This window comes from Kineosporia sp. A_224 (genome assembly GCF_002198655.1).
GTDB lineage: Bacteria > Actinomycetota > Actinomycetes > Actinomycetales > Kineosporiaceae > R-H-3.
In genome coordinates this window covers 20,949-31,088 of sequence record NZ_MWLN01000034.1, presented here as the reverse complement: position 1 = coordinate 31,088, position 10,140 = coordinate 20,949, and the positions used below count along the sequence as shown (strand labels likewise).

General features: G+C 76.1%; 11 protein-coding genes. 6 read left to right on the top strand and 5 right to left on the bottom strand.

Annotated features, from left to right (window positions below; genetic code table 11):
• A partial coding sequence (locus EDJALFJO_RS34785; protein WP_198949922.1) for a hypothetical protein occupies window positions 1-711 on the top strand: 711 nt, incomplete at its 5' end.
• A 33-nt stretch (window positions 712-744) separates the two neighbouring features.
• Here the strand turns inward: EDJALFJO_RS34785 and EDJALFJO_RS01845 are convergent.
• On the bottom strand, window positions 745-2,763 hold the full coding sequence (locus tag EDJALFJO_RS01845) for a hypothetical protein (protein WP_088281622.1): 2,019 nt from the start codon (window positions 2,761-2,763) through the stop codon (window positions 745-747).
• 101 nt (window positions 2,764-2,864) lie between these two features.
• Here EDJALFJO_RS01845 and EDJALFJO_RS01840 point away from each other — a divergent pair, with 101 nt between their 5' ends.
• The gene (locus tag EDJALFJO_RS01840) at window positions 2,865-3,704 is read left to right on the top strand and encodes an MBL fold metallo-hydrolase (RefSeq protein WP_088281620.1); all 840 of its coding nucleotides are present in this window, start codon (window positions 2,865-2,867) and stop codon (window positions 3,702-3,704) included.
• Here EDJALFJO_RS01840 and EDJALFJO_RS01835 read toward each other — a convergent pair.
• Window positions 3,667-5,094 (bottom strand): class II fumarate hydratase, encoded by a 1,428-nt coding sequence (locus tag EDJALFJO_RS01835; RefSeq protein WP_198949921.1) that lies wholly within the window; start codon window positions 5,092-5,094, stop codon window positions 3,667-3,669. The two genes, EDJALFJO_RS01840 and EDJALFJO_RS01835, sit on opposite strands and share 38 nt — an antisense overlap.
• Before the next feature lie 79 nt (window positions 5,095-5,173).
• Here EDJALFJO_RS01835 and EDJALFJO_RS01830 point away from each other — a divergent pair, with 79 nt between their 5' ends.
• The gene (locus EDJALFJO_RS01830) at window positions 5,174-5,698 is read left to right on the top strand and encodes an isoprenylcysteine carboxylmethyltransferase family protein (RefSeq protein WP_143448232.1); all 525 of its coding nucleotides are present in this window, start codon (window positions 5,174-5,176) and stop codon (window positions 5,696-5,698) included.
• Window positions 5,699-6,289: 591 nt separating this feature from the next.
• On the opposite strand, the gene EDJALFJO_RS01820 is transcribed toward EDJALFJO_RS01830, so the two are convergent.
• Window positions 6,290-6,715 carry a hypothetical protein gene (locus EDJALFJO_RS01820; protein ID WP_088281614.1) on the bottom strand — a complete coding sequence of 142 codons (426 nt, stop codon included), beginning with the start codon at window positions 6,713-6,715 and terminating at the stop codon, window positions 6,290-6,292.
• Window positions 6,716-6,950: 235 nt separating this feature from the next.
• Here EDJALFJO_RS01820 and EDJALFJO_RS01815 point away from each other — a divergent pair, with 235 nt between their 5' ends.
• Together EDJALFJO_RS01815 and EDJALFJO_RS01810 are read left to right on the top strand one after the other, a co-directional pair.
• Entirely contained in the window at window positions 6,951-7,637 is a 687-nt protein-coding gene (locus EDJALFJO_RS01815) for a nucleoside/nucleotide kinase family protein (protein WP_233149625.1), read from the top strand.
• Window positions 7,634-8,299: a flavin reductase family protein gene (locus EDJALFJO_RS01810; RefSeq protein WP_088281610.1), complete on the top strand. Its 666-nt coding sequence runs from the start codon at window positions 7,634-7,636 to the stop codon at window positions 8,297-8,299. The genes EDJALFJO_RS01815 and EDJALFJO_RS01810 overlap by 4 nt, the downstream gene beginning before the upstream one ends.
• On the opposite strand, the gene EDJALFJO_RS01805 is transcribed toward EDJALFJO_RS01810, so the two are convergent.
• The gene (locus EDJALFJO_RS01805) at window positions 8,241-8,954 is read right to left on the bottom strand and encodes a hypothetical protein (RefSeq protein WP_088281608.1); all 714 of its coding nucleotides are present in this window, start codon (window positions 8,952-8,954) and stop codon (window positions 8,241-8,243) included. The genes EDJALFJO_RS01810 and EDJALFJO_RS01805 overlap by 59 nt on opposite strands.
• A 42-nt stretch (window positions 8,955-8,996) precedes the next feature.
• On the bottom strand, window positions 8,997-9,671 hold the full coding sequence (locus EDJALFJO_RS01800) for a carbonic anhydrase (RefSeq protein WP_233149624.1): 675 nt from the start codon (window positions 9,669-9,671) through the stop codon (window positions 8,997-8,999).
• Window positions 9,672-9,764: 93 nt separating this feature from the next.
• Here EDJALFJO_RS01800 and EDJALFJO_RS01795 point away from each other — a divergent pair, with 93 nt between their 5' ends.
• Entirely contained in the window at window positions 9,765-10,082 is a 318-nt protein-coding gene (locus EDJALFJO_RS01795; protein WP_088281604.1) for a helix-turn-helix domain-containing protein, read from the top strand.
• Window positions 10,083-10,140: the final 58 nt, after the last annotated feature.

Sequence of the window (10,140 nt, the reverse complement as noted above, 5' to 3'; positions counted from 1 at the left end):
ACCGGTGGTCCGTCGACGGGCCGCACGCTGCGCACCGCCGTCCGGGCCACCGCGAGCGTCGCCGCGCTGGCGACCGTGGTCACGGTCGTCGTCGTCACGAGCCAGGACGAGGCCGTGGCCGTCGACCCGCGCCCGGCCGCCTACGCGCTGACCGGCCAGAACGTGTCGGCCGCGCACCCGGCCGACCTGCTGCGGGCGACGTCGGTGCTCGCCGCGGACGACGACCGGCGGCTCGCCGCGGTCGCCGCCATGAAGGCCGCCGAGGCGGCCGAGCGGAAGGCGAAGGCCGAGGCGGAGCGCAAGGCCGAGAAGGAGAAGGAGCGCAGGGCCGAGGCGAAGCGGAAGGCCAAGGCCGAGGCCGCCGCCGAGCGCCGGGCCGCCGAGCGGCGCCGGGTCGCCCGGTCCGCCGCGCGCGACCCTAAGGGGGTCGCCCGGGCGATGCTCGCCTCCTACGGCTGGGGCTCGGGCCAGTTCTCCTGCCTCGAGGCGTTGTGGACCAAGGAGAGCGGCTGGAACGTCCGTGCCGACAACCCGACGTCGAGCGCGTACGGCATCCCGCAGGCGCTGCCGGGTCGCAAGATGGCGAGCGCCGGCTCCGACTGGCGGACCAACCCCGCGACCCAGATCCGTTGGGGGCTGGGCTACATCGAGAGCACGTACGGCACCCCGTGCGCGGCCTGGGGCCACAGCCAGGCGCACAACTGGTACTGAGCCGCAGTCGTCGCAGGCCCGGACGGACGGCGCTCAGCGGGTCGTGACGCGGGCCGCCACGACGCGCTGCAGGCCCGCTCCGTTCGTCACCCTGACCGCGACGGTGGTCGTGCCCACGGGCACGGCCACCGTCGTCGTCCAGGCCGCTCTGCCGGGGACCGGGGTGACCCGGGCGACGACGGACCCGTTGCGCAGCAGGTGGTACGCCGCGACCCCGCTCTGCGCGTCGGACGACGCGGTGAACCGGACGGCGACGTGCCGGGCGTCGAGGACGCGGGCGGACAGCGCCGGGGCCGCGGGCCGGGTCGTGTCGACGGTGGTCCAGCGCCACGCCGCGGCCGAGGTGAGGCCCGCGCCGTCCGATGCGACGACGCTCACGGTGTGCCGGCCCGCGAGCGGCCGGACGGCAGCCACCGCGGACGCCGGGACGACCACCGAGCGGGCCGTCGCCCCCGCCGTCGCGACGACCCGGCCGTCGACGCGCACCGTGTAGCGCTGCACGCCGGACCGCGCGTCCGTCGAGCCGGCCCACGACACCGCGAGCCCGGTGACCCGGCTGCCGGCCGAGACCTGTTGGCGCACCGTCGGTCCGCCGGGGGAGGTGGGGGCGACGAGGTCGGTCGTCGCGTCGTCCCAGACCTGGATCCGGGCTGCCGCGGCGTCCTGGGACTGCACGCGCAGCAGCAGCGACGTCCCGGGGACCCGCCACGCCGTCCCCACCGGCAGTGCCGGGGAGACCCACCCCGGCGAGTACCAGGCGGCGGACGTCGTCGGCGCGGACCTGCTGGGACGCAACGAGACCAGCTGTGTCCAGGGTCGCCTCGCGCCGATCATGAGGTGGGCCTGGACGCCGAGCCAGTCGTCGGCGTACGGCCCGGCCGTCGACCGGTACCCGATGTACACAAGGGTGTTCGCCGGGACGCCGGGGCCCGCCGGGAGCGGGATCCGCAGCGCCCGGACGGCGTCGGCCCCGCCCGGGGCGTGGACGTCGACGGTGAGCGCCGACGTGACCTCCGCCGGGTCGACGTCGACCGCGGCCAGCCAACCGAGGTAGTCCGCCTCGGCGGGGTTCACGTCACCGGTCGGGGTGTCCCACGAGCCGAAGCCCATGACGTCGCTGCGGTCGGCGTACTCGTGCGAGGTGCATGTCGACGACAGCGTCACCTGCCAGGAGTCGGTGACGCACTGGTAGCCGTTCGCGTGGCCGAGCCCGAGGTTGTGGCCGAGCTCGTGCTCGGTGACGCCCTCGTCGAGGTAGCCGTTGACCCACAGCGTGTTCCAGCCGACGTAGCCGAGCCCGGCCCAGCCGCACGTGGCCGCGCCGGGGAAGTAGACGACGAGGTGGTCGGTGACCGACGACGTCACGACGGCAGGGTTCGCCGCGAACGCGGCCGCGGCGATCGCCACGAAGTCGCAGCCGGCGACGACGTCCGCGGCGAGGGTGACCTTCCGCCAGGGCCGCACGGACGTCGTGACGTCGAGCGCGCCGCCGGACTGGTCCTCCCAGAACGTCGCCGAGCGGGCGGCGAGCGTGGACAGCTGCCCGACGGTCGCGTCCGGGGCCGCGCCCCACCAGACCGGCAGGACCGTGATGCTGTGGGTGCCCGTCGTGGGGACGGCGGTCCGGGTCACCGCGGGCGCGGCGGCCCGGCGGGGCGCGGCCGGCTGGGTGGCGTCGACGACCGTGACGTCGTCCGCGGCCGCGGCGAGCCTCTCGACCGCCTCATCCGGCGAGGTCCCGTACGGCGCGGAGACGGTGAGCGTCACGGGCCGGTTCGGTGCGACGTCGGGCACCTCCCCGAGCCGGACGCCGAGACCGTCGACGACCGCGACGACCTCCTCGACGTGGCCGAGCGCGAGCGACGCCGGGCCGCGGTCGCGCGGGTCGGCCACGACGAGCCGGGCCGTGCCCGAGACGGTGAGGGTCGTCGGCAGCACCCTGGTCGCCGCGAGGGCCCCGGCGGCCGGGGTGACGACGAGCGCGAGCCCGACGCCGAGGGCGAGCGGCACGAGCCCGGTGAGGGCACGGGGCACGCGGCGCAGGCTCGTCATGCCCCCCTCGTCGTCCGCAGCGCCGGCTTCCTGAACCGGGACCACCCGCGCGGCGCAGCCCCTGGGCCGAGCGGTGGATGCTGCCCGCCTAGGCTGGACACGTGGGTGGGACCGGTGGGTGCGCGGCGCCGCCGGCAGGCGGCCCCGCGCTCACGTGGCTGGGGCACTCGAGCGTGCTCGTCGAGGTCGGGGGTGCCCGGGTGCTCGCCGACCCGGTCCTGCGGCAGCGGGTCGGGGCGCTGCGCCGCGCCGTGCCCGCGACGGCGACAGCGGGCGCCGTCCGGACGCTCGTCGACGACCCGGTGGACGTCGTCCTGCTCTCCCACCTGCACCACGACCACTGCGACCTGCCGACCCTGCGGCGGCTGCGCCCGCGCCTGCTCGTCGTGCCGCCCGGCGCCCGGTCCTGGTTGGGCCGCAACGGGTTCGACGCCGTCGAGCTCGCACCCGGGTGCGAGCTGGAGGTGGCGGACGGCGTCCACGTGACGGCGGTGCCGGCCGAGCACCTCGGCCGCCGGGAGCCCTGGGGGCCGACCGCCTCGTCGGTCGGCCACCTCGTCGAGTCCGCGGCGGCCTCGGTGTGGCTCGCGGGGGACACCGGCCTGTTCGCCGGGATGGCCGGGCTCGCCGGCCTCGGCCGCCGCGGCGTCGTCGACCTCGCCGCGGTGCCGGTCTGGGGGTGGGGGCCGAACCTCGGGCCCGGCCACCTCGACCCGGACCGGGCCGCCGAGGCGGTCGAGGCGGTCGGCGCCCGGGTCGCGGTCCCGGTGCACTGGGGGACCTACCACCCGGCGGGCCTGTCGTTCACGATGCGCCACCAGCTCCGGACGCCGGGGGACCGGTTCGCCGCGGCCGTGGCTGCGCGCGGGGCGCCGGTGCGCGCCGAGGTGCTCGCGGTGGGCGCTACGACCCGGCTGCCGGCGGGCGGGTCATCGCGGTGACGTCGAGCAGCCGGTCGAGGGTCGCCTCGTCGACCTCGCCGCGCTCGACGAACCCCAGCGCCACGACCGCCTCCCGGACCGTCGTCCGGTGCGCGACCGCGTGCTTGGCGACCTTGGCGGCGTTCTCGTAGCCGATGACCCGGTTCAGCGGCGTGACGACGGACGGCGACGACTCGGCGAGCGCCCGGGCCCGGGCGACGTCGGGCACGAGGCCGGCGACGCAGCGCCCCGCGAGCAGCCGGGACGCCGACGCGAGCAGCCCGACCGACTCCAGGACGGCCCGCGACATCACCGGCACCATGACGTTGAGCTCGAAGGCGCCGCTCGCCCCGGCCCACGCCACGCACGCGTCGTGGCCGACGACCTGCGCACAGACCTGCAGCACCGCCTCGGGGACGACCGGGTTCACCTTGCCCGGCATGATCGAGGACCCGGGCTGCAGGTCGGGCAGATGGATCTCGGCGAGCCCGGTCATCGGGCCGGACCCCATCCAGCGCAGGTCGTTGCAGATCTTCGTCAGGCTCACGGCGACCGTGCGGAGCATGCCGGACAGCTCGACCAGCCCGTCCCGGGCACCCTGCGCCTCGAAGTGGTCGGCGGCCTCGGTGACCGGCAGACCGGTGGCCCGGCGCAGCTCGTCGAGCACCCCGGCCGCGAAGCCGGGCGGGGTGTTGACGCCGGTGCCGACGGCGGTGCCGCCGAGCGGCACCTCGGCGTACCGGGGGAGCGCTGCGTGCAGCCGGTCGATGCCGCGCCGGACCTGGGTCGCGTAGCCGCCGAGCTCCTGGCCCAGCATGACCGGGGTGGCGTCCATGAGGTGCGTCCGCCCGGGCTTGACGACGTCGGCGCACTCGGACGCCTTGTGCCGCAGGGCCTCCTCGAGCTCCTCCAGGGCGGGGACGAGCCGACGCAGCACGGCGTCGGTGGCTGCGAGGTGGACGGCGGTCGGGAACGTGTCGTTGCTCGACTGGCTCGCGTTGACCTCGTCGTTGGGGTGGACGGCTCGCCCGAGGCGGCGGCCGGCGAGGGTCGCGAGCACCTCGTTCATGTTCATGTTCGTCGAGGTCCCGGACCCGGTCTGGAAGACGTCGACCGGGAACGCGTCGCCGTGCGCGCCGTCGGCGACCTCGTCGGCGGCCTCGGCGACGGCGTCGGCGACGTCCTGCGGGAGGACGCCGAGCCGGGCGTTCACCCGGGCCGCGGCGGCCTTGACCCGGGCGAGGGCGCGGACGACGGCCGGGTCGACCCGGACGCCGCTCACCGGGAAGTTCTCGACGGCCCGCTGGGTCTGCGCGCCGTAGAGCGCGTCGGCGGGGACGAGCACCTCGCCCATCGTGTCGTGCTCGACCCGGGTGGGTCCGGCGGCGGGTCGATCCTCGGGTGCGTCCATGCCGACATCCTCGCCCCGTCGGCGGCCGGTGCCATCCGGGCCCTGCCCGGAGCCGGGTCCGCCGTGCCAGGCTGGGGACATGCCCGGCAGTGCACGTCCCCGCCGTCCCCCGGCCGACCTCCTCGTCCTCGCGCAGGGCCTCGCCGCGGCCGGCCTGCTGTGGCCGGGCCGCGCGCGCTGGCGGCTGCCCCGACCGGTCACCGTCGCGTGCATGGCCGCCGGTGTCGCCGGCACCGCGCTCGCCGAGGAGGGGGTCCGCTTCCTCGGTCGTGACCTCACGCCGTTCGTCGACCCCAAGGACGGCGCGCACCTGCAGACCGCCGGGCCGTACGAGATCAGCCGCAACCCGGTGTACGCCGGGCTGCTCGTCGCCGGTGCGGCGTTCGCCGTGCTGCGTCGCCGGCCCGAGCCGCTCGTCGCGTTCGCGGCGCTCGCCGCGGTGCTGCACGTGAAGTCCGGCGTGGAGGAGCAGCGGCTGCGGGACCGGTTCGGCGACGAGTACGACGTCTACGCCGCCCGGACGCCCCGGCTCGTCGGGCTGCCGCGCCCGGTCGCCGCGCGGCCTGCCGTCGCGTCCATCGGCCGCGAGGACCACGACCGGTGACCGTGGGCGGGCCGGCCGGCGGCGGGCCGGAGGACGAGCCGGCGGACGGTGCCGTCCGCTGGGAGGACGCCTACCGGTCCCCGGCCGGCCGACCCGCCCCGCCGCCCGTACCGTCGTCCGGCGTCCGCAGGGGGCGCGGGCCCGGGAGCGCCGGCGAGCAGCCACCGGCGACCCCGGCCTGGGGCACCCCGGACGGCGGGCCGGGACCCGCGCCCGCCGTCCGGGGTGCCCCAGGCNCGCTCCCGGGCCCGCGCCCCCTGCGGACGCCGGTCCCGCGCCGCAGCCGGAGCCCCGCGGCACGGGCGTCTTCTGCGTACTCGTCGAACAGACCGTGGGCAGCAGCAGCAACTACCGCTGGGCGGTCCAGCCGGCCCCCGCAGAGGTCTTCCCGACCCGGGAGTCCGCCCGCGACCACGCGGTGGGGGTCTGCCGCAGCCTCGCGCCCGGGCACCCGTTCTCCGAGCAGCGGCGGCGGGTCTTCCGGATCACCCCTGACGAGTACCTCGTGACCGTGGACGGACTCACGTCGGTGTTCCACTTCCGGGTGTCCGTGGCCGAGGAGATCGGCTGACCTGAGCGCGCGCCGGGTGCTCAGGCCCGGTGCCGGGCGTCGCTGACGAGCACGCGGTCCGCCGGCGGGGCGGCCGTCGTCGGCGGCGAGCCCGTCGGGGCCAGCAACAGGTACGCCTGCGCCGCGATGATGAGCACGATCGCCGCCCAGTGCCCGCGCGGCACCGGCTGCCCGTAGTGGAACCGGTCGAGGAGCACGACGCCGACCTGGAGGACGACGATCCAGCCGAACGTCACGGGCGCGAGCTCGGCGTACTGCAGGCTCGACGCGAAGACCCAGAAGAGCAGGACGAACAGGGTGATCCCGAAGGCCGCGAACGCCGGCGACCTGCGGAGCACGGCCTCCTTCGCGGCGTATGCGCCCGCAAGGTCCAGCGCCGCCAGGACGACCATGGCGACGGCGGCCACCACGAACGGTGACCAGCCGGCCGGAGCGCGCAGCAACATCGGGGACTCCTCGGGGAGGGCTTCGTCGGACAGGAGCCGCGGCCTGGGCGCAGGGATACACCGGGACGACAAGTGACTACTAAAAGTGCTTGAGCGACTACATAAGGTAGGACTGATGATCGCGCACATCTGCGGACAGGAGGGGCGTGTCCGTCGGAGTCACCCGAAGACCTGACATCTGTCACGTGACGGGGCGGCCCCGCAGGCCCGTCGACGGGCTGCGAGGATGGCGCCCGTGGACGACGGGTCGCGGCAGGCGCCGCGCGCGGTGACGCTCGACGCGGCGGTGGACCGGGCCCGCACGCTGCTCGCCTCGGGCCGCCGGACGGTCCTGGGGATCGTCGGCCCGCCGGGCGCGGGCAAGTCGACCGTCTCCGCGGCCCTCGTGGCCGCGCTCCCCGCCGGCAGCGCGGTCGTGGTCCCGATGGACGGGTACCACCTCGCCCAGGCCGAGCTCGAGCGGCTCGGCCGCGCGCTGCGCAAGGGAGCCCCCGACACCTTCGACGCGGCCGGGTTCGTCGCCCTCCTGGCCCGGATCGCGGCGCAGCCCCGGACCGCGCCGGACGCGCCCCGCGCGGACCCGACGGACGGTGTGGTCTGGGCGCCGCTGTTCCGCCGCGAGATCGAGGAGCCGATCGCGAACGCCGTCCCGGTGGACCCGGCCACGCCTCTCGTCGTCGTCGAGGGCAACTACCTGCTCCTCGACGACGGGGCCTGGGCCGGCGTCCGGCCGCTGCTCGACGAGTGCTGGTACGCCGACCTCGACGACGCCGTCCGGGTCGAACGGCTCGTCGCCCGCCACGTCGCGCACGGCCGCACGCCCGAGGCCGCCACCGAGTGGGTGCACCGCAGCGACGAGGCGAACGCCCGCCTCGTCGCCCGGACCGCCGTCCGCGCCGACCTGCTCGTGAGGATCCCGTGACCGACACCCCGCCCCGCTCCCCGGACCGCACCGAGATGCCCGTCGCCGATCTCGGTCGCCGGGCCTACTCCTTCCTCAACTGTCTCGTCGCCCCGCGGCCCATCGCCTGGGTGAGCACGGTCGACGCCCAGGGCCGGCGCAACCTCGCGCCGCACTCGTACTTCACGATCGCCTCGGCCGAGCCCGCCGTCGTCTCGTTCACGTCGATCGGCCGCAAGGACTCGCTGCGCAACATCGAGGCGACGGGCGAGCTGACGATCAGCGTCGTGCCCTGGCGGCTGCGCGAGGCCGCGAACCTCACGTCGATCGACGCCCCCGCCGGCACCGACGAGTTCGAGGTCGCCGGGCTGACGCCCGTGCCGTCGGTCGCCGTCCGGCCGCCGCGGGTCGGTCAGTCCCCGGCGAGCATGGAGTGCCGGCTCGCCGAGGTCCGCAGCTTCGGCGAGCTGCCGCGCTCCGGCCACGTCGTCTTCGCCGAGGTCGTCCACGTGAGCGTCGACCCGGCCTACCTCGCCGAGGACGGGCTGCCGGACCTCACGCTCATGGGCAACGCGACCCGGGCGGACCGGATGAACTGGTTCTCCCTCGGGGAGCGGGAGGCGATCACACGGCCGGTGTGGGCGGAGCAGGCGCCGCAGGAGCCAGGTACAGCGCGTACGTGAAGGTGCGGCCCTCCCGCTCGACGAGGTGGAGCACCTCGTCGCAGCTTCCGAGGACCTCCTCGAGGGCGGCCCGCACCCTGGGCGACGGGCTCGCCGACCACACCGCGAGGACGCCGCCGGGGCGCAGGCGGGTGGCGGCGAGCCGCAGGAACGGGGCGTCGTAGAGGGCGCCGTTGCCGTCGTGCACGAGGAAGTCGGGGCCGTTGTCGACGTCGAGGAGCACGGCGTCCAGGGACGCCGGCGGGCTCCCGATGACGACGTCCCGGACGTCCGCGACGACGACCTGGACCCGCGGGTCGTCGAGCAGCCCCGCCGCCGGCGGGACCAGCCCCGCGCGGGTCCAGTCGACGAGCGGTCCGTGGAGCTCGGCGACGACGACCGACGTGACCTCCGGGTCTGCGAGGACCCGGCGCGTGGTGAAGCCGAGCCCGAGCCCGCCGACGAGGACCGTCCGGCCGTCGCCCCCGGCGGCCGCGGCCCGCTCGAGGGCGAGCGTCGCGAGCAGCTCCTCGGTGGCGACGTCCACGGTGTCCATCGCGAAGACGCCGTTGACGACGAGCTCGTAGGTCGCCGGTGGCCGCCGCCGCAGCACGACCTCGCCGTGCGCGTCCCGGGCGCGGGCGAGCGTCGTCGGGGCGGTGTCGACGTCCTCCACGGTGCCCAGACTGGCAGAGCGCCCGGTCGGGCGGCCCGGACCTCAGTCGAGGTCGCTCGCGGCCGCCCCGGGCAGCGGGGCGTCGACACCGACGTCCCCCAGGGCCTCGACGAGCCGGACCCGGCCCTCGTCGAGCCGGTACACCACGCCGACGACGCCGACCTGGCCGCCGGCGACCCGCTCCGCGATCGCGGCCGAGCGCTCGACGATGAGCTGGACGGTGTGCCGCGTGTGGTCCTCGGTGAGGGCGTCCGCGACGGTGGTCTCGGACGCGTCGTCGTGCTGCCGGCCGGTCACCAGGCTGGGCGTGACCCGCTCGACGATGTCGCGCACGTAGCCGCCGGGGTAGATCCCGGTCCGGTGGGTCTCGAGCGTCGCGCGGATCGCCCCGCACGAGTCGTGGCCCAGGACGACGACGAGCGGGATGCCCATGACGGTGACGCCGAACTCGAGCGAGCCGAGGACGCCGCCGTCGACGACGTGCCCGGCGGTCCGGACGACGGCGAGGTCGCCGAGCCCGCGGTCGAAGACGATCTCGGCGGCCACCCGCGAGTCCATGCAGCCGAAGACGACGGCGAAGGGATGCTGCCCCTGCGCGGCGGTCTGCTGCCGCCGGCCGAGGTCCTGGTTCGGGTGCTCCGGGCTGCCGTCGACGAACCGGCGGTTGCCCGCGAGCAGAGCGGCGAACGCGTCGCGGGGCGTGCGGGGTTGCTCCACGGGGCGCAATCCTGCCAGTCCGGGGCGTTCGCGCCCGCGGGAGCCGCCGAGGGCTGCGTCACGTCCGGGTGCGCGGGGATACAGTGAGCGACCGTGGCGGACGAGCGAGCTCACACCTGGACGTTCCTGAGCAACCACGGGCATGTCCTGCTGGCGGTGGCCGACGATCCCGAGGCCCGGATCCGGGACATCGCGGAGCGGGTCGGCATCACCGAGCGCGCCGCCCAGCTCATCATCGGCGACCTGGTGTCGTCCGGGTACGTCACCCGCACCCGGGTCGGCCGTCGCAACAGCTACCGGCTCGCCGAGCAGCAGCCGTTCCGGCATCCCGCGGAGTCCGGCCGCCTCGTCGACGACCTCGTCGCGATCTTCCGGCGTCGTCCCGAGAACGAGCCCGCCGACGGAAGCTGAATTCATGTACTGGACGATACCTATGACGCCCGGCGGGCGGAGGCCCGTGGGTGTCCCG

What these genes read in the sequence shown, in the direction of transcription:
- EDJALFJO_RS01845 (WP_088281622.1), bottom strand. Translation starts at nt 2,763, where the DNA reads ATGACGAGCCTGCGCCGCGTGCCCCGTGCCCTCACCGGGCTCGTGCCG.
- EDJALFJO_RS01835 (WP_198949921.1), bottom strand. Translation starts at nt 5,094, where the DNA reads ATGGACGCACCCGAGGATCGACCCGCCGCCGGACCCACCCGGGTCGAG.
- EDJALFJO_RS01830 (WP_143448232.1), top strand. Translation starts at nt 5,174, where the DNA reads ATGCCCGGCAGTGCACGTCCCCGCCGTCCCCCGGCCGACCTCCTCGTC.
- EDJALFJO_RS01820 (WP_088281614.1), bottom strand. Translation starts at nt 6,715, where the DNA reads ATGTTGCTGCGCGCTCCGGCCGGCTGGTCACCGTTCGTGGTGGCCGCC.